Annotated in this window: 19 protein-coding genes; 5 read left to right on the top strand and 14 right to left on the bottom strand. The window is 53.7% G+C overall.

Features of this window, described 5'->3' with window-relative positions:
• Positions 1–79: 79 nt before the first annotated feature.
• The gene (locus tag ACPGUT_RS05230) at positions 80–208 is read left to right on the top strand and encodes a hypothetical protein (protein ID WP_423989265.1); all 129 of its coding nucleotides are present in this window, start codon (positions 80–82) and stop codon (positions 206–208) included.
• A 95-nt stretch (positions 209–303) separates the two neighbouring features.
• Here ACPGUT_RS05230 and infB read toward each other — a convergent pair whose 3' ends face one another.
• The 5 genes from infB to pip all read right to left on the bottom strand — a co-directional run bounded on the left by infB (position 304) and on the right by pip (position 6,805).
• Entirely contained in the window at positions 304–2,814 is a 2,511-nt protein-coding gene (gene infB, locus ACPGUT_RS05225; RefSeq protein ID WP_423989264.1) for a translation initiation factor IF-2, read from the bottom strand.
• Entirely contained in the window at positions 2,811–3,443 is a 633-nt protein-coding gene (locus tag ACPGUT_RS05220) for an RNA-binding protein (protein ID WP_423989263.1), read from the bottom strand. Before ACPGUT_RS05220 ends, infB begins: the two co-directional genes overlap by 4 nt.
• Positions 3,444–3,466: 23 nt before the next feature.
• A complete protein-coding gene (gene nusA, locus ACPGUT_RS05215; RefSeq protein ID WP_423989262.1) occupies positions 3,467–5,086 on the bottom strand; it encodes a transcription termination factor NusA in 1,620 nt (539 codons plus the stop codon).
• Positions 5,087–5,088: 2 nt separating this feature from the next.
• The gene (rimP, locus tag ACPGUT_RS05210) at positions 5,089–5,679 is read right to left on the bottom strand and encodes a ribosome maturation factor RimP (RefSeq protein WP_423989261.1); all 591 of its coding nucleotides are present in this window, start codon (positions 5,677–5,679) and stop codon (positions 5,089–5,091) included.
• A 139-nt stretch (positions 5,680–5,818) separates the two neighbouring features.
• Complete coding sequence (gene pip, locus ACPGUT_RS05205; protein WP_423989260.1) at positions 5,819–6,805, bottom strand: prolyl aminopeptidase; 987 nt, start codon at positions 6,803–6,805, stop codon at positions 5,819–5,821.
• 81 nt (positions 6,806–6,886) lie between these two features.
• Here pip and ubiG point away from each other — a divergent pair, with 81 nt between their 5' ends.
• Complete coding sequence (gene ubiG / locus ACPGUT_RS05200; RefSeq protein WP_423989259.1) at positions 6,887–7,645, top strand: bifunctional 2-polyprenyl-6-hydroxyphenol methylase/3-demethylubiquinol 3-O-methyltransferase UbiG; 759 nt, start codon at positions 6,887–6,889, stop codon at positions 7,643–7,645.
• On the opposite strand, the gene ACPGUT_RS05195 is transcribed toward ubiG, so the two are convergent.
• The 4 genes from ACPGUT_RS05195 to ACPGUT_RS05180 are packed head-to-tail and all read right to left on the bottom strand — an operon-like array spanning position 7,642 to position 9,949.
• Positions 7,642–8,082, bottom strand: a complete 441-nt coding sequence (locus tag ACPGUT_RS05195; RefSeq protein ID WP_423989258.1) for a MarR family winged helix-turn-helix transcriptional regulator — start codon at positions 8,080–8,082, stop codon at positions 7,642–7,644. The two genes, ubiG and ACPGUT_RS05195, sit on opposite strands and share 4 nt — an antisense overlap.
• Positions 8,079–8,924: a carbon-nitrogen hydrolase family protein gene (locus ACPGUT_RS05190; protein ID WP_423989257.1), complete on the bottom strand. Its 846-nt coding sequence runs from the start codon at positions 8,922–8,924 to the stop codon at positions 8,079–8,081. The genes ACPGUT_RS05195 and ACPGUT_RS05190 overlap by 4 nt, the downstream gene beginning before the upstream one ends.
• Before the next feature lie 2 nt (positions 8,925–8,926).
• Entirely contained in the window at positions 8,927–9,184 is a 258-nt protein-coding gene (gene grxC / locus ACPGUT_RS05185) for a glutaredoxin 3 (RefSeq protein WP_423989256.1), read from the bottom strand.
• 36 nt (positions 9,185–9,220) lie between these two features.
• Positions 9,221–9,949 carry a double zinc ribbon domain-containing protein gene (locus ACPGUT_RS05180; RefSeq protein WP_423989255.1) on the bottom strand — a complete coding sequence of 243 codons (729 nt, stop codon included), beginning with the start codon at positions 9,947–9,949 and terminating at the stop codon, positions 9,221–9,223.
• 41 nt (positions 9,950–9,990) lie between these two features.
• Between ACPGUT_RS05180 and ACPGUT_RS05175 the strand changes: the two genes are divergently transcribed.
• Both ACPGUT_RS05175 and hemH read left to right on the top strand, forming a co-directional pair.
• Complete coding sequence (locus ACPGUT_RS05175; RefSeq protein WP_423989254.1) at positions 9,991–10,818, top strand: methyltransferase domain-containing protein; 828 nt, start codon at positions 9,991–9,993, stop codon at positions 10,816–10,818.
• Between the two features lie 6 nt (positions 10,819–10,824).
• A complete protein-coding gene (hemH, locus tag ACPGUT_RS05170; protein WP_423989253.1) occupies positions 10,825–11,853 on the top strand; it encodes a ferrochelatase in 1,029 nt (342 codons plus the stop codon).
• Between the two features lie 45 nt (positions 11,854–11,898).
• On the opposite strand, the gene ACPGUT_RS05165 is transcribed toward hemH, so the two are convergent.
• On the bottom strand, positions 11,899–12,480 hold the full coding sequence (locus ACPGUT_RS05165; RefSeq protein ID WP_423989252.1) for a L,D-transpeptidase: 582 nt from the start codon (positions 12,478–12,480) through the stop codon (positions 11,899–11,901).
• A 175-nt stretch (positions 12,481–12,655) separates the two neighbouring features.
• Here ACPGUT_RS05165 and ACPGUT_RS05160 point away from each other — a divergent pair, with 175 nt between their 5' ends.
• Positions 12,656–13,210, top strand: a complete 555-nt coding sequence (locus tag ACPGUT_RS05160) for a CAP domain-containing protein (protein WP_423989251.1) — start codon at positions 12,656–12,658, stop codon at positions 13,208–13,210.
• Between the two features lie 52 nt (positions 13,211–13,262).
• Here the strand turns inward: ACPGUT_RS05160 and ACPGUT_RS05155 are convergent, their stop codons facing one another.
• The 4 genes from ACPGUT_RS05155 to ACPGUT_RS05140 all read right to left on the bottom strand — a co-directional run bounded on the left by ACPGUT_RS05155 (position 13,263) and on the right by ACPGUT_RS05140 (position 18,758).
• Positions 13,263–13,772, bottom strand: coding sequence for a L,D-transpeptidase family protein (locus ACPGUT_RS05155; protein ID WP_423989250.1), 510 nt, complete (start codon positions 13,770–13,772; stop codon positions 13,263–13,265).
• Positions 13,773–13,851: 79 nt separating this feature from the next.
• Positions 13,852–15,066 carry a class I SAM-dependent RNA methyltransferase gene (locus tag ACPGUT_RS05150; protein ID WP_423989249.1) on the bottom strand — a complete coding sequence of 405 codons (1,215 nt, stop codon included), beginning with the start codon at positions 15,064–15,066 and terminating at the stop codon, positions 13,852–13,854.
• Positions 15,047–16,921 carry an ABC transporter ATP-binding protein gene (locus ACPGUT_RS05145; protein ID WP_423989248.1) on the bottom strand — a complete coding sequence of 625 codons (1,875 nt, stop codon included), beginning with the start codon at positions 16,919–16,921 and terminating at the stop codon, positions 15,047–15,049. Before ACPGUT_RS05145 ends, ACPGUT_RS05150 begins: the two co-directional genes overlap by 20 nt.
• Positions 16,908–18,758, bottom strand: coding sequence for an ABC transporter ATP-binding protein (locus ACPGUT_RS05140; protein ID WP_423989247.1), 1,851 nt, complete (start codon positions 18,756–18,758; stop codon positions 16,908–16,910). The genes ACPGUT_RS05145 and ACPGUT_RS05140 overlap by 14 nt, the downstream gene beginning before the upstream one ends.
• Positions 18,759–18,844: the final 86 nt, after the last annotated feature.

The raw sequence follows: 18,844 nt of genomic DNA, 5'->3' as shown, positions 1-18,844 counted from the left end.
CTTAACTAGCGTGTTTCCCGTATCAGTTGTTTTTTTTCACGGTTGTGATCACCGAAACCAGCATCTGAGGGACACTCCAATGCTACGAACAATTTTAATGGGCAGCTGCATTTCTGTGCAGGGTACCTTCGTCCGCAGCCTGACTGACGGGCGCATTGTGGTACGTGTTGGCAATCAGGATTACAAAGGCACACCAGTCGCCGCCTGAACACCAATCCGTCATGCACAGCGCAGCGGAACAACAGACAATAAAAAAGAGGCGATTTTCATCGCCTCTTTTTTTTAATTCAGATCTGAAACGTATCAGTCGAGATTACGTTCAATTTCTTCACGTTCGAAGATTTCGATCACGTCGCCTGCGCGAATATCATCATAGGCTTCAAACGCCATGCCGCATTCCTGACCAGAAATCACTTCTTTCACTTCATCTTTGAAGCGTTTCAGTGTTTTCAGTGTGCCTTCGTGGATCACAACGTTGTCACGCAGCAAACGTACGCCAGCGGAACGACGGGCCACACCTTCGGTGACCAGACAGCCTGCCACACGACCAACGCCAGTCACTTTGAAGACGTCTTTGATCTGTGCGTAACCGATGAATTTCTCACGAATTTCAGCGGACAGCAGGCCAGAAGCCGCAGCTTTCACATCATCCACAAGGTCGTAGATCACGGAATAATAGCGGATCTCGACGCCTTTTTGGTTTGCTGTGTTACGGGCGGATGCGTTGGCACGCACGTTAAAGCCCATAACCGGCGCGCCGGATGCTTCTGCAAGACCGATGTCAGATTCAGTGATCGCGCCAACGCCGTGGTGCAGAACCCGAACACGAACTTCGTCGTTGCCGATTTTTTCCATCGCCTGAACGATTGCTTCAGCAGAACCCTGCACGTCAGCTTTTACCAAGATTGGCAGCTCTGACATGTTTTCGTTCTCTTTGGCCTGCGCCATCAACTGTTCCAACGTGGTCGCAGCACCGGCCGCAGCACGTTTTTCTTTTGCAGCATGGGCACGATATTCAGCGATTTCACGGGCCTGACCTTCAGCTTCAACAACGTTCAGAACGTCGCCGGCTTCGGGTGTGCCGTTCAAACCAAGAACCTCAACCGGAACGGAAGGACCAGCTTCATCAACGCGATTGCCTTTGTCGTCGATCAGCGCGCGGACTTTGCCCCACTGTTCACCCACAACAAAGATATCGCCTTTTTTCAGCGTACCATTCTGAACCAGAACAGTCGCAACCGGACCACGTCCAACGTCAAGCTGAGCCTCGATCACAGCGCCAGAAGCGGCACGATCAGGGTTCGCTTTAAGTTCAAGGATCTCGGATTGCAGCGCAATCGCTTCCAGCAGTTCATCAAGACCCTGACCGGTATGGGCAGACACTTCGATGTCCTGAACTTCACCAGACATCTGTTCCACGATCACTTCGTGTTGCAGCAGTTCTGTACGAACTTTCATCGGGTCAGCAGCTGGACGGTCACATTTGTTGATTGCAACGATCATTGGCACATTCGCCGCTTTCGCGTGGTTAATCGCCTCGATCGTTTGTGGCATAACCGCGTCATCCGCAGCGACAACAAGCACAACAATATCAGTCACTTGCGCACCACGTGCCCGCATAGACGTAAACGCCGCGTGACCCGGAGTATCCAGGAACGACAGGACAGCGCCGCCGTCAGTTGTTACCTGATACGCACCGATGTGCTGGGTGATACCACCTGCTTCGCCGGCAACAACTTTCGCCTTCCGGATCGCATCCAAAAGTGAAGTTTTACCGTGGTCAACGTGGCCCATGATGGTGATCACCGGTGGGCGACCTTGCAGGTCTTCGTCTTTATCTTCGATGCTGTCGATCACATCTTCCACGTCCGCATCAGAAACACGTACGATTTTGTGGCCGAATTCTTCGATGATCAGTTCCGCAGTATCCGCATCAATAGATTGGTTCTGCGTGACCATCATGCCCATTTTCATGAGAGATTTCACAACATCAGCAACGCGTTCCGCCATACGGTTCGCCAGTTCAGAAACAACAATTGCCTCTGGAACCTGAACGTCACGGATTACCTTTTCGCGTTCAACAGTGCCACCCATCGCCTGACGACGTGCGCGTTCTTGTTTCCGCTTCATCGCAGCCATGGAACGTTGACGACCACCTTCACCACCAGACAGCGCCTGGTTCAGTGTCAGTTTGCCAGACCGGCGACCATCGTTTTGGCCACCTTTGTTCTTAGGCTGACGTGTTTCACGTTCTGTCTTGCGTGGCGCAGAAGACGGCTTTGGTCCGCGGGCAGCCGCAGCTTCGGCATCTGCTGGCGTTGCAGCAGGGGCCGCTTTTGCAGGGGCCGCAGGGGCGCGTGCTGCTGCAGCTTCACGTTTCTTCGCTTCCGCAGCTTCTGCAACTTTACGTGCTTCTTCTTCGGCTTTCGCCTTAGCACGTTCCGCGCGTTCAATTTCTTCCTGCTCTTTCGCAGCAATCTCTGCGCGACGGGCAGCACGTTCCGCATCACGGGCCAGTTCTTCTGCTTTGCGCTTTTCAGCTTCTGCAGCTTCGTTGGCCTTCGCAGCGCGAACTGCCTTCAGGCGACGTTCCATTTCCACATCGGAAATGCCCGCAGGGCGTCGTGATGGATTACCACCCGCACCGCCACCGCCACCGGCTGGCTTAGCCGCACCGGGCTTCGGCACGACAACGCGTTTGCGTTTCGTTTCCACAACGACGCTTTTCGTGCGGCCATGGCTAAAGCTTTGCTTTACGTTGCCTGGCTGTCCGCTCCGAACGCCGAGTGTCTTTTTGCCGTCATTATCGCTCATGTGGTTTCAAACCTTTCCAGTGACCCCATGTCACCGCCGTTTCCGCGCACGCCATGCAGGCGTTTGGCTTCCTCTACTACACGTAGCGTGAGTCCGCCAGTCGCAAGCGCGCAATGTATCACATTTTCCCGCCCGAAAGCCAAACCCAATTCCTGTCCGGTCAAAATGCCGATGAAACTGTCGTCGCCTTCCGGTCGACGTAGCTTGGATTTTCCGCGCGCAGACCCATCAGAGGCCTGTATCAGGACATCTGCCATTTCATTGGCAAGCATCCCTTTAACTTTCTCATATCCCTGCACCGCATAACCGCCCTTACGGGCCAGCGAAAGCAGATTAATCAAATTACGCTGCACTGCAGCTTCTACCTGATCGACCAGATCGTCAGCGACCTGAACTTTTTGCTTTGCGCCGCGGGAAAACAGCCCTTTCGTGACAGCCTTTGTCAGCGCATCACGATCTGCTGCTACCCATATGCCGCGTCCGGGCAGTTTTTCAAGCACGTCAGGCACGATTTGTGCCTCAGGCCCGACAGCAAAACGGATCAACCCGGCCTTGGGCTGGGTTTCTCCGGTCGCAATGCATCGACGTTCCGATACATCACGATCTTTTATGCGGCCACCTCGCGCCATTGTCTTAGCGATCTGAGGCCCGATCAGGCCTCAGCCTCCTCTGTTTCGGCGTCAGCATCTTCTTCTGATGCTTCGGCTTCCAGTTCTGCCGGATCAACCCAACCCAATTGAATACGGGCGGTCATGACCAGATCCTGCGCTTCTTCCAGAGACATTTCGAATTTCTCAAGAACGCCGTCATCTTTCACACGTTGCCCGTCAACCACAGTCCAGCCACCGGCCAGTTCCCAGTCAGCACAGGTTGCGAAATCTTCCAGGGTCTTCACCCCATCTTCCGCCAGCGCAACAACCATCTGTGGTGTCAGGCCTTCGAATGCGAACAGGCTGTCTTCGACGCCCAGTTCACGTGCCGCATCGATGGCTTTCTGATTTTCAGCTTCCAGGTATTCACGGGCACGGGTTTGCAGTTCGCCTGCTGTGCCGTCGTCAACACCGTCGATCACCAGAAGTTCGTCAATTTCGACATAGGCAACTTCTTCAAGGTTGGTAAAGCCTTCGGATACCAACAGTTGCGCAAAGAATTCGTCCACATCCAGAGCCGCCATAAACAGCTTGGTGCGCACAGCAAATTCCGCCTGACGACGTTCAGATTCGTCCGCTTCGGTCATGATATCGATATCCAGACCGGTCAGCTGGCTAGCAAGACGTACGTTTTGACCACGACGACCAATTGCCAGGGACAGCTGTTCGTCAGGCACAACAACAGTGATGCGTTCTGCTTCTTCATCCAGAACAACCTTGGTCACTTCCGCAGGTTGCAGCGCGTTCACAAGGAAGGTTGGCTGATCATCATTCCAAGGAATAATGTCGATTTTCTCGCCCTGAAGTTCGTTTACAACGGCCTGAACGCGGGAACCACGCATACCAACACAGGCACCAACCGGATCGATGGAACCATCGTTAGAAATCACAGCGATCTTTGCGCGGGAACCCGGGTCACGGGACACGGCTTTGATTTCGATGATACCGTCATAGATTTCTGGCACTTCCATCTTGAACAGTTCCGCCATGAATTGCGGATCGGTACGGGACAGGAAGATCTGCGGGCCACGCTGTTCGCGACGCACATCTTTAATGTAGCAGCGCACACGATCATTCGGGCGATAGCTTTCGCGGCCAATTTTTTCGTTGCGACGCAGGATCGCTTCGCCGCGGCCTACATCAACAATAACATTGCCGTATTCTTCGCGCTTAACCACGCAGTTGATGATTGTTCCGGCGCGGTCTTTGAATTCTTCATACTGACGGTCACGTTCAGCTTCGCGCACCTTCTGCAGGATAACCTGTTTCGCAGATTGCGCTGCAATACGGCCCATTTCAACCGGCGGAACTTCGTCAGAAAGTTCGTCACCAATCGCAGGATCAGCCGTGTATTGTTTCGCCTGCTCAACCGTCAGTTCAGCCTGATAGTTTTCCAGCAGGTCGTCTTCAACAACCGTACGCACACGGGTGAACGTCGCCTTGCCGGTTTTGCGGTCAATAGAAACACGAATGTCCATTTCCGCGCCGTAACGGGATTTCGCCGCACGCGCCAGGCTCTCTTCCATCGCTTCGATGACCAGACCGGGGTCGATCATCTTTTCGCGGGCTACGGCCTCTGCGGTTTGCAGCAGTTCCAGCTGGTTTGCACTGGTAATCGCCATATTCAGTCCTCCTCAGAACCGTTGTCGGTTTGGATTTCGTCAAATTGGTCTTCGTCAACAATGCCAGCGGCTTTGCGCTGACGCAGCATTTCTTTAATCAACTCATCCGTCAGGATCAGTTTGGCATCGGCCAGCCATTCGAACCGCAGACCAATTGTCACTGGATCCGTGTTCTTGGTCGCATCCAACGTGATCAGAACTTCGCCATCTTCAGTGCCCGCAAGCGTGCCTTTGAAACGACGACGCCCGTCGATCAACTCGCTTGTTTCCATCTTGGCTTCGTAACCATTCCAGTTATCAAAGTCTTTCAGACGGGTCAGCGGGCGATCAATACCTGGGCTGGACACTTCAAGTGAATAATTATCAACGATTGGGTCTTCGACATCCATGATCGCAGACACGGCAGTTGAAACCTGCGCGCATTCATCCACATCAATGCCGCCATCGGGCCGTTCCACCATCAGCTGAAGCGTGGCGACATTGCCACTCATCAGACGGATGCGCACCACTTCAAAACCCATATCTTCGATAGTGGGTTGAAGCAGTTCAAGAAGGCGACGATCAATCGCAGCTTTCGCAATAAGATCAGACACGGTGTTTCCCCTGATGTCAGAACACAAAAAAACGGGCGCGCGGCCCGTTGCAATTTCCGGTGGGCGCTGGTTTTGGAAGCCAGCGCGCCGCTGTTATCTGTCATATACGCATAATAAACTGAGTCTGCAAGGCCCAACCTTACACATGCACCCAGCGCGGATCGGCAGCCCAGTCATTCGTCGCCGCAATCAACGCCTGCATGATCCCGGGTTCCGACAAAGCATGGCCTGCCGCGGGGATCATCGTCAGATGCGCTTTGTCCCAGCCCTGCGCCAGCTTCCATGCGGACGCCGGCGGGCAGATCATATCATATCGCCCCTGCACAATGATGGCCGGAATGTCATGGATCTTATGCATATCGCGCAAAATCTGACCTTCCTCCAGAAAAGCGCCGTTCACAAAATAGTGGCTTTCCAAGCGTGAAAACGCCAGCGCATAGCCTTGCGGAACCTCATAAGGCGTGCCGTTATTACCCATAGACGCCAGGGCATTTTCCCAAATCGCCCAAGACATCGCAAATTTGCGTTGCTCTGCCCCGTCTTCGCCAAACAGTCGCCGGTGATAGGCCCCCATCAGATCGTGGCGTTCATCTTCAGGCACAAGATTTACAAAACGGTCCCACAGTTCAGGCCAGTACTGCCCGGCCCCGCCACCGTAGAACCAGTCAAGTTCTGCTTTCCGTGCCAGAAATACGCCCCGCAAAAACAGCTTATCCACACGTTCCGGATGGGTCTGCGCATAGACCAGCGACAATGTCGCGCCCCAGCTGCCACCAAAGACAGACCAGGTGTCTATTCCTAGGGTTTTGCGGATATTTTCCATATCGGCAACCAAATGCCAGGTCGTGTTGTTTTCCACCGAAGCAAAGGGCCGGGACCGCCCGCAACCGCGCTGATCAAACAGGATCACCCGGTATTTATCTGGATTAAAGAACCGCCGCATCATTGGGCTGCATCCCCCGCCAGGGCCGCCATGCACAACAATCACCGGAATACCATCACGCCGACCGCATTGTTCGACATAGATCTGGTGCCCATCACCCACATCCAAGGTGCGCCGGTCAAAGGGTTCCGTACCGGGATAAAGCCGGGGCTCTGCGCTGATTTGGCCTGCTGTCTTGTTCATAGAAATCCTATAGCATTTCCCCCACAAACAGGCGATACGCTCTTTCATACAATGCGCCAACAAAACCACACGGGGTCCAGAATGCAAGCCGCTCCTGAGAATAACACCAATACTTTTGACGCGGATGAAGTCGCCAAATTTGAAGCGATGGCGGCCGAGTGGTGGGATCCCAACGGTAAATTCAAGCCCTTACACATGCTGAACCCCTGTCGCCTGGATTACATCACGCGCCAGATTGCCGCAGAATTTGACCGCGATTTGAACGACAGCCTGCCGTTTCAGGGCCTGCGAATCCTAGATATCGGCTGTGGTGGCGGGTTGTTATCCGAACCCATGGCGCGGCTTGGCGCAGATGTGGTTGGCGCAGATGCAGCGTCTGGCAATATTCCCGTGGCACAGGCGCATGCACGTCAAATGGGTCTTGAGATCGATTACCGCAATTGCCTAGCCGAAGATTTGACGCTGGAAAGCGAAGTGTTTGACGTTGTCCTGAATATGGAAGTCATCGAACATGTCGCTGATCCCCAGGCATTCATGCATGCCTGCAAAATCTTGTTGAAACCAGGTGGTTTGCTGTTGTGTTCTACCATCAACCGCAATCCAAAAAGCTTTGCAGTTGCGATTGTTGGCGCGGAACATATCATGCGTTGGTTGCCCAAAGGCACCCACGACTGGAAGAAATTCATTACCCCAGATGAACTGGTGGAATTGATCAAAACCGCCGGAATAGAGCCTGTTGATCGCAAGGGGTTTGTCTTTAACCCCCTGCTTTGGAGCTGGTCCATTTCTGATCGGGATCTGTCCGTGAACTATGTCACAGCCAGCGTAAACCGCGTTTAATCTTCGTCCAACTCGTCCCGCAATGTGCGCAAGACCGGCAACGCCGCGCGGATTTTCTCTGGGCCGATGTCATGCACCGCATCGCCAATCACCGGCGTGATCGCGTGCAACGCCGCATCGCGTGCTGATTTGCCGGCTGGGCTGATTGATACAAACTTGCGCCGCGCATCATCCCAATCCGGGCGAATATGCACATAACCCGCCCATTCCAGCTTAGACAACGTATTGGTCATCGCGCCTTTGGTCACGTGAAAAGCCCGCGCCAGCTGCGCCGGGGATTTCTCATCTTTCACATGGGCCAGATGGTTTAGAACCGAGAAATGTGACAGTTCCATCCCTTTCGGCAGGGCCTTTGACAGCCGGTTGCGTGCAAGTTGTCCCGTCATGAAAACTTCGGAAAACAGGGCAATTGCGAGGGGATCAGAACCGTCTGTCACTCAGCCATTCCTTTGGGTCGTGTGAATTCACGATCATGGGTCAGGGTTGGAATGCGCCCGCGTGCCTCAGAAATTTTGGCCAAATCGAGATCAACCATGGTCAAGCCAGGTTCTTCACCACCGTCTGCCAGGATCTCACCCCAGGGGGCAACGGCCAGGCTGTGCCCATAGGTGTATCGCGGTTTGCCCGTGCTGACAGAATGTTTGCCGCATTGCGCTGGAGCCAGAACAAAACACCCGGTTTCAATGGCCCGCGCGCGCAGCAGAACATGCCAATGTGCGGCACCAGATACGGGCGAAAACGCGGCAGGTCCGGTGATGATATCCGCGCCTGCATGGCCCAGCGCGCGGTGTAATTGCGGAAAACGCACATCATAGCAGATCGTCATGCCGACTTTGCCGAAATCTGTATCCGCAACAACGGCCTGTTCGCCTGGGCGATAGCCCGCTGATTCGCGGAAACTTTCCTGCGCATCAATATTCACATCAAACATGTGGATTTTGTCATAGCGCGCAACAATGTCGCCCGTCGGGCTGATCATGAAAGATCGGTTGGCAAAACGACCGTCTTCATCGCCGGTTTTCAGGCCAATAGACCCGATCAACACCCAAAGCCCCAGCTTCGCAGCCGCATCCCGGATACCGGCAAGGGTAATGTCGTCCGCCTCATGCTGCAGGACAGATTTCTGATGGCTGCGGCTGTTAGACACGCAGTTGGTCACCTCTGGCGTCAGCACAAAACCGGCCCCTTCGGCCTTTGCCTGATGCATATAACCCAACACATCCCGCAAATTATCTGCGGGAATGTCAGATGACGACAGTTGGATCAGCCCGGCGCGCATTGTTACCCTTCCAGCATGATATCAAGGGCACCCTGGCGTTCGAGACCATGCAATTCGTCACATCCGCCGATATGTTCTTTACCAATGAAGATCTGCGGAACAGAGGTACGACCCTGCGCGCGTTTCGTCATCTTTGCACGCAAAGCACGATCACCATCCACAGAAATTTCAGTAAATTTGACGCCCTTTTTGTTCAACAGGCGTTTCGCAGCATGGCAGAACCCGCACAGCGAGGATGTATAGATCTCAACGGTTTTCATCGCATTTCCCTTCAGTTTGAATAAACTTATAGGGATTTATGCATCCTTCGCAACGCGTGCCAGCACAACAACATCAACCCGTGACGCACCGGCAATCAAACAGGCACCGGCACAGGCCTGTAATGTTGCCCCGGATGTCATCACATCGTCCACAATCAAAACCGGGCGCCCCGCCATACGAATCTTACGACGGGGGTGCACAAAAATGTTCCCGGACATGATGTCATTGCGTTCCTGCGCCGATTTTCCGTCCAGTGTTGGGGTTTTATGACGCCGGATCATCAGATCCTGACAATAAGCAATACCTGCCTGCTGCGCCAAAGCTGATGCCATCAGTGCGGACTGATTATAACGCCGTTTCAACAGTCGCGACCAATGCAAGGGAACGGGCGCCACAAGGGTTTGGGGGCTGATCAGATCTTTTGCTGTCTGCGCCATCCATCGCCCTGCAGGTTTTGCCAGTTCTGCCCCGTCTCCGTGCTTCAGGGACAGTACCATCTGGCGGATGTTCGCACCATACAGCCCCACGGAACGCCCCCGCGACCAGGCACGTGACACTGTCAGGCACTCATCACATTTCAACCGACCATCGTCTATTTCTTGGCCCGGTAAAGATGCACCGCAGCAATCGCAGGCGGGACCGGTGATAAATGGGGTCTTCCCCCAGCAATCCGCACAAAGCCCACCGTCGGCTGTTTCCACCGTGGCATTGCATGTCAGGCATTGGGGCGGGTAAAGAACATCAAGCGCTTTTTGCATCATCATCGCAGGCAAACCTTTTTTGCGGCACGCTTCCGGAGCAACGGATGAACGAACCAGATAGACTGACCGATCGCAGGCAACTTTTGCGCAACCGCGCCCGTGCCACTGCAATGGAAGCGCCAGCAACCTTCCTTCTGGAAGACACCGCGCTTGAGCTTCAGGAAAGACTCAACGAGGTTAACAGGTCGTTTAAATCCCCTGCAATTGTCACAGGCTTTCCCGATTTCTGGGCAAATTTTCTGCCCAACGCCCGGATTGTGGCGGATTCCGATGTGCTTGAACTGCCAGAACAAAGCTGTGATCTGGTCATTCATGCCCTGGCTTTGCATTGGGCGGATGATCCTGTCGGGCAACTGATCCAATGCAGACGCGCCCTGAAACCTGATGGATTATTCCTAGGAACCTTGTTTGGCGGACAAACCCTTGCAGAATTGCGCAGCGCCCTTGCAGAGGCAGAAGTTCAGCAAACCGGCGGCCTATCGCCCCGCGTCGCACCAATGGCAGAGATCCGGGATCTTGGCGCCTTGCTTCAGCGGGCTGGTTTTGCCCTGCCCGTCGCCGACAATATGCCACGCAATGTGACCTATTCTGATACGTTTTCTCTGATGCGTGATCTACGCGCTATGGGCGAAGGCAATGCCTTAAGTCGCCGCCTGAAAAAGCCCGCAAAAAGGTCTCTATTTCAGGCATTATCGACCATTTATCAGGAAAGCTTTGGAACATCCGACGGCCGCATCCCCGCGACATTTGACGTCATTACCCTGACAGGCTGGGCACCGGCTGAAAACCAGCAGCAGCCATTGAAACCAGGCACCGCACAGCATAGACTTGCAGAGGCGCTGAAGACCGCTGAAATCAAGATCCCAGATTGACCAGGAATGACCATGTTGCCCCAATCGCACCCTACGCTGCCAACACCAAAGACCGGCATTCTGATTGCCAATCTCGGAACACCGGACAATTATGATTACTGGTCGATGCGACGCTATCTGAATGAATTTCTGTCAGATCGTCGGGTGATTGATCTGCCGCGCTGGAAATGGCTGCCGATCCTAAAGCTGATCATTCTAACAAAACGCCCCTTCAGTTCTGGTGAGGCCTATAAATCCATCTGGAACGAAGATCAGGGCGAAAGCCCTTTGATGACGATCACACGCGACCAGACGACAAAACTGCGCGATGCGCTGACCAATGCCTGTGAAGGTGATGTACAGGTCGAATTCTGCATGCGCTATGGCAACCCATCAACAGAGTCTAAAGTTCGGGAAATGGTCAAAAATGGCTGTGAGCGCATCCTGTTTTTCCCGCTTTACCCGCAATACGCCGGGGCAACGACAGCCACAGCAAATGATGCGTTTTTTGCAGCTCTTGGTAAAGAACCTTGGCAACCAGCCGTCCGCACAGTACCTGCTTATTTCAGCCATCCTGCATATGTGGATGCACTCGCGAAATCCGTGGAAGACGCCTATGCAAAACTGGACACCCGCCCCGATCACCTAATCGCGTCATATCACGGCATGCCGGAACGATACCTGACACAGGGTGACCCTTACCATTGTCAGTGCCAGAAATCGACGCGCCTGCTAACAGAACGCTTGGGCTGGGCCGATGGCGAGATCATCACAGCGTTCCAGTCGCGTTTTGGACGCGAAGAATGGCTGAAACCTTATACGGTGGAACATGTGGCGGATCTGGCCAAGGCCGGAAAAAAGAACATCGCCGTGATCGCCCCTGCATTTGCTGCTGATTGCATCGAGACGCTGGAAGAGATCAATGAAGAAATCCAGGACGCCTTTAAAGAAGCAGGTGGCGAGACCTTCACATATATCCCCTGCCTGAATGATGATGATGCCCATATCGCGGCCCTGTCACAGATTATTCAGGAAAACCTTCAGGGCTGGGCATAAAAAAGGGGGCCAATGCCCCCGATTTAGTGTCTTATTTGCGCGACTTTAGATCAACAGAACCTGCGTGCCATTTTTGGTCAGGGCGAACAATTCAGCGATATGTTCATTATACAGGCCAATGCAGCCATTCGATGACCGACGCCCGATTTTGCGCGTGTCCTGGGTGCCGTGAATACGGTAATACGTCCAGCTGAGATACAGCGCATGGGTGCCAAGAGGGTTTTCCGGACCCGGGCCAATATAATCCGGCCATTCAGGATTGCGGATCTTCATGGATGGTGTTGGGCTCCAGCTTGGGCCATCAACTTTACGCACAATGGACGTGCGCCCAAGACGGGTCAGGTCTTCGTTCATCGGAACGGACGTGGGATACAGCTTATAAAGTGTCTGATCTTCATTCCAGAAGTGCAGAACACGTGACGTGGTATCAACCAGAATCGCGCCGTTGTTCGTATTTGAAAAATACGGCCGCCAATCCAAAGACCGGAAGCTGGAAATGTTATGGCTGACAGCCTCGCCACCGGTTTCAGCGGTCTGCGCAAGTGCAGGTGCGGCAATACCACTAACAGCAAGCGTTGACGCGCCAGTCAGAAAGTTTCTGCGGTTAATCTTACTCAGTTTAAACATATATCGGAACCTGTCCTGCGTATGGGGTACTTAAGAAGTCTCGCGTAACTTATTGCGAGAATGCCGCAGTCGCAAATCAAACAAGCGTTATCCTGCCGATTTTACGGGATCGTGCTTTGAATTCCACGCAACATGGCGTTAGACGAACAAAAGGCAAAACCATGGGTGTATTTCGATGACTAAAATTCTGGCGCTGTTCGCCTCTCTGATCTTTATTCTGGGCGCCTGTACGCAGCAATCCGCACTTGTCGGCCCTGATGGCAAACCTTTGCAGCAGGTTTATCGTATTGGCAAAGCCTCACAGGTGCAGTTCCGCATGCTGGATTCCATCAACTCCCTGCGCAGCGCTGCCGGTCTTAGCCAGGTTCAGCTGAACAGCGAATTGAACGCTGCTGCCGCGACGCATTCAAAAGATATGGCCGCACAGAATCGCCCATGGCACTTTGGTTCTGACGGTTCTTCCCCTCTCGTACGGGTTCAACGCGCCGGGTATGCTGGCACGCTGCTGGGTGAAAACATCTCTGAAACCTACGAAACCGAACTGGAAACACTGGCTGCCTGGATGGAAGAAACAGGAACACGCGAAGTGATTCTGGCGCCGGGTGCAGTCAACATGGGCTTTTCTTGGTTCCAAGAAAGCAATGGTAAGATCTGGTGGACTTTGCTGCTGGCCAACAATGTGGTGCCTGAACTGCGCGTGACAGCAGCCGCAGCCGCAATCCAGAACTGATACCAAAAACATCTACTATAAAGGCCACGGCATTTCTGTCCGTGGCCTTTTTTTATGGGTGGATGGTGATCGGCGTGTTCAACTGTACCATCGCGTAAATTTCTTCGATCTCACGATCTGTCACCGCGATACAGCCAGCTGTCCAATCCGCAGACGGATCCGCGCTGCTGCCGCGACGTGGCGCACCATGAATGAAAATATCGCCGCCCGGGCTGCGCCCTATTGCACGCGCATTGGCACGGTCCCGTTGATTTGGGTAGGAAATCCCAACAGACAGATGAAAACTGCTGTTCGGGTTCTTACGATCGATAAGATAGTTCCCTTCCGGCGTGCGCCCATCCCCTTCGTATTGCTTATGTCCGCGCGCGGTAAAGCCCAGACGAATACGATAGGATTTCAGAACATCACCGTTATGCATCAAAAACAGACGTCTGCGCCGTTTATACAAAACGATCCGTGTTACTTCCGGTCCGGAATAACGACGAAACTTTGAAGGTGCCCTACTGCTACATGCGGTTAGGATCGTGCTGGCCAGACCTGCCAGAAAGGTTGAACGTTTCATTATTTACTGCCCGTTTTCTTTTTCATGTACCCCATCAGCCCTCTTTTTATCAAGGGCTGACAGCTGACCCGAGCGTCAATTATCTGTGAAACGCGGCTGATATTTCCACATGTGACGACCAGCGAAACTGGTCAATCATCCGCAGATTTTTCATTTGATAGCCCGCATTTATCAAGATTTCCGCATCGCGCGCAAAGCTGACCGGGTTGCAGGACACCATCGCGATGGTTTCAACGGTGGATTTGGCAATTTCAATGATCTGGGCTTCCGCACCTGCGCGGGGTGGATCGATGATAATCGCATCAAAACGGTTCAATTCATCCGGCATCAGGGGACGGCGGAACAGATCGCGGGCATCTGCTTTGACCATCTTCAAGCCCTTCGCGCGACGCCAGCCATTCAACAGGCTGTCGATCATCACTTTTTCACCTTCAAACGCATGCACCTCTGCATTGCGTGCGGCCGGCAAACTAAAGGTGCCGCAGCCCGCAAAAAGATCCGCAACGTGATTTGCGCCTGCAATAGTGTCTGTAACGGCAGAGATCAGGGCATTCTGCCCCTCTTCTGTCGCCTGCAGAAATGTTCCGGGGGGTGGTGTGACCAAAGCGCCATCAAAATCCACCATGGGCATTTCAACAGTGGCAATCAGTTCATCATCCCAGGTTAGCCGGGCCACACCTGGGCGCGCGGCGATCTGGGCCAATTGCGCCTGAAACATTCCTTCCGCAGGTTTCCCACCCTGCGCCAGAATATCAAGACCTGTCCGCGTTTCCGTGACCGTGAACCGGATTTCGCCCTTACGGCTGCCGCCCAGGACAGTCAATTCTTCCAGCAAAGGCACCGCGTCTTTCAGTGCTGGTCGCAAAATTGTACAGTTTGGAACCGGAATAACCGTATCCGACGCCTTCACATGGAACCCGGCCATCGCACCCTTTTTAGTACGACGAACCGAAAAAACCGCACGACGACGCGAATTGGCAGACGAGGTATCGCTTGCAACAATATCAGTGTCTATTCCACGGGTTTTCAACGCTTTCAGGATCACTGATTTCTTGAAGTCTGCAACAAATTCATCTGATGCATGTTGCAGATTACATCCCCCACAGGATCGCGCGTGGGAACACGGCGCTTTGACGCGATGTTCTGACGGCGTGATGATCGACGGGTTCACAATGCGGTCTTTCACAACCTCGCCCGTAATCACTTCGCCCGGCAGAACGCCAGATACATATAGAGGCCCAGCGACGATTCCGTCACCTTGATGCCCCAGCCGTTCAACCGTGTATTGCGTCACCTTCAGTATCCTCTGTGCCTATGAAACCGCCTGACTGGCGTTCCCAATAGCGCGCATATAGCCCCTTTTGCAAAAGCAAATCTGCATGTGTGCCAATTTCCGCGATCTGTCCCCGATCCATCACGACGATCCGGTCCATGCGGGAAATCGTCGACAGCCGGTGTGCAATCGCCAGAACCGTCTTGCCCTGCATGACAGTTTCTAACGCAGATTGAATAGCCGCCTCTACTTCAGAATCCAGCGCACTGGTGGCTTCGTCCAATACCAGAATAGGTGCATCTTTCAGGATTGCCCGTGCCAGCGCTATACGTTGTCGCTGTCCCCCGGACAATTTCACACCCCGTTCACCAAGATAGGCGTCAAACCCCTTGCGCCCGTTGTTATCTTGCAGGTCTGCGATGAATTCCAACGCTTCGGCCTGACGCGCGGCATCGCGTACATCTTCCAGTGTCGCGTCCGGGCGGCCATAACGGATATTATCCAGCGCAGACCGATTAAACATCGCTGTATCCTGCGTCACCATACCTATCTGCGCCCGCAGGCTGGCCTGCGTGACCTGTCCGATATCTTGCCCGTCTACCATCACTTTGCCCTGTTCTGGATCATAAAGACGCAACAACATCGACACGAGCGTTGATTTCCCGGCGCCAGACGCACCAACAATCCCGATTTTTTCACCGGCTGCGATCTTCAGGTTCAGCGCCTGAACGCCACCGTTTTCACGCCCATAAGCAAAGCCAAGCCCGTCGAAATGCACGGCACCGTCTGACACGTTCAGTTCCACCGCATTCCTACGATCTGTCAGTGTATGCGCGGGGCTTAGCGTGCGCATACCGTCTTCCACCTCGCCAATGTCGCCGTAGATCCCCATCAGTGTCCAGCTGACCCAGCCGGTCATCTGCGCCAGACGGATCGACATGCCACCAACGGCGGTCAATTCCCCAGCGGTAACCGCACCTGCCCCCCAACGGATCAAGCCATATCCCATCATCGCAACAGGCAACGCACCCGCCAGAACAATCAGGAAAAACCGGAACAATACGGCAACCGATGCCCAGTCCACCGCGCGTTCGCGAAAGATAGAAACCGCATCCAGCGCAGCGCGATCTTCATGGGCGTCATGGGCGAACAGTTTTACGGTCTTTATGTTGGTAATCGTATCCACAATCTGCCCGGTCACCCCCGCCCGCGCACCGGCCCGCGCCGCCGATTTCGCACGTACACGGGGCAGGAAATACCGCAGAAGACCAAAATACCCGCCAAGCCAGATCACCATAATCACCAGTAGGCCCATATCAACAGCGCCAGACAGCACCAACATGCCCAAAACTGCTGTCACCGCGAATGTCATCGCGTTGATGGTTTCCTGTGTGACCGACACAATGGAATTTGCCGTCTGCATTTGTTTTTGTGCAATTCGCCCGGCAAAATCTTCATCGAAGAACCCGATAGATTGACCCAGCGTATGCCGGTTCAGCCGTGTCATCACCTGTGAAAACACATTGGGCATCACCGCGATCGACTGAAACCCGGTCGCCACTGCAAAAAACAATGGGCGCAGGATCAGCAAAACCAGCGCAAAGCTAAGGAATGTCATGACATTTGCAGACCAAAACCCCTGCCCTGTTGCATGGGCAATAGTCACCGCATCAATGATCTGGCCCAGCATATACATGATCAGTGATTCAAACACGCCGCCCATCGCAAAACCAAATGCGGCCAGCGCAATCACCCCCCAACATCCACGCAACGCCCAGCGCATGAATGCCATCAATGTGGCCGGCGGAGGGCCTTTGGCGGCGTTCTCCGGATCTACGCGCCCGACCAGCCAGGCTGCAATTCTATCCATGTTCATCTGTCTCATCCCCGCCAATAAAGCCCCCGGATTGTCGTGCCCAGAAGCCCGCGTAAATTCCATCTTTTGCCAACAGTTCGGTATGGCTGCCATCTTCAACAATCAGACCCTGATCCAGCACAATAATGCGATCCATCTTTGCAATTGTGGACAGACGGTGGGCAATCGCCAGCACGGTTTTACCTTCCATCATGTCATACAGCGTGTCCTGAATCGCGGCCTCTACTTCGCTGTCCAACGCGCTGGTTGCTTCATCCAGCAACAAGATCGGCGCATCTTTCAGAATGACCCGCGCAAGGGCAATCCGCTGTCGTTGACCGCCAGACAGTTTTACACCACGCTCGCCCACTTCGGCGTCATATCCCCGCCGTCCTTCGGGATCTTCAAGGTCTAGGATAAACTCATGCGCTTCGGCCTGTTTCGCGGCAGCGATCATTTCTTCTTCTGTTGCGTCCGGGCGGCCATACAATAGATTTTCCCGCACGGACCGATGCAAAAGCGAACTGTCATGCTGTACCATGCCAATCTGACGGCGCAGACTGTCCTGCGTCACCTTTGCAACATCCTGACCATCGACCAGAATTGTCCCACCCTCGATGTCATAGAACCGCAAAAGCAGTTTCACGAGGGTCGTTTTCCCGGCACCAGACCGCCCGACAAGGCCGATTTTCTGACCGGGTTCAACACGCAGGTTGACACCATCAATCCCACCGGTTTCGCGCCCATACCGATGTATGACACCCTGCATTTCAATCGCACCCTGACAGAAATCAAGCGGCTTTGCGTCAGGCGCATCCACCAATGTCACGGGCTGGGCAATGGTCTCCATTCCCTCTGCGATCACACCAAGATTGCGGAAAAAACTGGACAACGCCCACATGATCCAACCGGTCATCGCATTCAAACGCAGACATAAGGCAGATGCCGCAGCAACGACGCCAACACTTGCACTGCCCAGCATCCACAACCAAACACCCCAACCAACAACGCCAACAATCAGAAACCCGTTCAGCGTCACCAGCATGACATCCATTTTGGTAAAAATACGCATTTCCGCCTGAAAGGTTTTACGCGTTTTTTCAATCGCTTCACCTGCCCATTTGATTTCAGTGTCATCATGGGCAAACAATTTTACGGAATGAATATTGGTATAGCTGTCCACCACACGCCCGGTTACAGCAGACCGCGCATCAGAAGCAGCCTTTGACGCTGGCCCAACGCGTTTCATTGTCCAGCGCACAAGCAGGATATACAGCCCAAACCAAGCGATCAGGGGCAAAACCAGGCGCGGATCGGATCCAATCAAAAGGACCGCGGCACCAACAAGATACGCAACCGCAAATGTCATGGCGTCAAACACTTGAAACGCTGCTTCGCCCGCTGCGGGGGGCGTTTGCATGATACGGTTTGCTATGCGACCCGCAAAATCATTTTCAAACCAGCCAATGGATTGTCGCAACACATGTTTATGCGCCCGCCAACGGATCAATGTTCCGAAATTCGGCAAGATCGTCTGGTTCAATAAGGCCACATCAACCACCTGGATCAGTGGACGCAGGAAAAGCACAAACAGGGCAACCAGAATAAATTCGGTCACATAATCCGCGCGAATTTCTTCTGGTGAAAGACCAGTTAAAAGATCCACGACACGGCCCATATACCAGATCAGGCCCACCTCTACAGCGGCCACGATCACGGAAACAATGGCCGTCACCCAGAACACCTTTACAAACGGGCGCGCATATTCCCGCATAAACGGCCATAGCTTTGTCGGCGGCGTGTCTGTTTCCTGGTAATCCACATAGGGATTTACCAGACGTTCAAAGAACCCGAGCATGATGCGGACTTTCAAAAAAGAAGAACATAAGGCGAATATTCGCAGAGAACACCAGGTTCAGACAGATCGCAAGAGGAATGCTGTGC

Origin of the sequence: Halocynthiibacter sp., assembly GCF_049608145.1 — a bacterium.
GTDB lineage: Bacteria > Pseudomonadota > Alphaproteobacteria > Rhodobacterales > Rhodobacteraceae > Halocynthiibacter.
The sequence above is the reverse complement of the archived record's forward strand: the minus strand, read 5'-3'. Positions and strand labels throughout refer to the sequence as shown.

Excerpts from the sequence above, each read along its gene's own strand:
- ACPGUT_RS05230 (WP_423989265.1), top strand. The coding sequence starts at position 80 with ATGCTACGAACAATTTTAATGGGCAGCTGCATTTCTGTGCAGGGTACC.
- infB (WP_423989264.1), bottom strand. The coding sequence starts at position 2,814 with ATGAGCGATAATGACGGCAAAAAGACACTCGGCGTTCGGAGCGGACAG.
- ACPGUT_RS05220 (WP_423989263.1), bottom strand. The coding sequence starts at position 3,443 with ATGGCGCGAGGTGGCCGCATAAAAGATCGTGATGTATCGGAACGTCGA.
- nusA (WP_423989262.1), bottom strand. The coding sequence starts at position 5,086 with ATGGCGATTACCAGTGCAAACCAGCTGGAACTGCTGCAAACCGCAGAG.
- pip (WP_423989260.1), bottom strand. The coding sequence starts at position 6,805 with ATGAACAAGACAGCAGGCCAAATCAGCGCAGAGCCCCGGCTTTATCCC.
- ubiG (WP_423989259.1), top strand. The coding sequence starts at position 6,887 with ATGCAAGCCGCTCCTGAGAATAACACCAATACTTTTGACGCGGATGAA.
- ACPGUT_RS05190 (WP_423989257.1), bottom strand. The coding sequence starts at position 8,924 with ATGCGCGCCGGGCTGATCCAACTGTCGTCATCTGACATTCCCGCAGAT.
- grxC (WP_423989256.1), bottom strand. The coding sequence starts at position 9,184 with ATGAAAACCGTTGAGATCTATACATCCTCGCTGTGCGGGTTCTGCCAT.
- ACPGUT_RS05180 (WP_423989255.1), bottom strand. The coding sequence starts at position 9,949 with ATGATGATGCAAAAAGCGCTTGATGTTCTTTACCCGCCCCAATGCCTG.
- ACPGUT_RS05175 (WP_423989254.1), top strand. The coding sequence starts at position 9,991 with ATGAACGAACCAGATAGACTGACCGATCGCAGGCAACTTTTGCGCAAC.
- hemH (WP_423989253.1), top strand. The coding sequence starts at position 10,825 with ATGACCATGTTGCCCCAATCGCACCCTACGCTGCCAACACCAAAGACC.
- ACPGUT_RS05165 (WP_423989252.1), bottom strand. The coding sequence starts at position 12,480 with ATGTTTAAACTGAGTAAGATTAACCGCAGAAACTTTCTGACTGGCGCG.
- ACPGUT_RS05160 (WP_423989251.1), top strand. The coding sequence starts at position 12,656 with ATGACTAAAATTCTGGCGCTGTTCGCCTCTCTGATCTTTATTCTGGGC.
- ACPGUT_RS05155 (WP_423989250.1), bottom strand. The coding sequence starts at position 13,772 with ATGAAACGTTCAACCTTTCTGGCAGGTCTGGCCAGCACGATCCTAACC.
- ACPGUT_RS05145 (WP_423989248.1), bottom strand. The coding sequence starts at position 16,921 with ATGAACATGGATAGAATTGCAGCCTGGCTGGTCGGGCGCGTAGATCCG.
- ACPGUT_RS05140 (WP_423989247.1), bottom strand. The coding sequence starts at position 18,758 with ATGCTCGGGTTCTTTGAACGTCTGGTAAATCCCTATGTGGATTACCAG.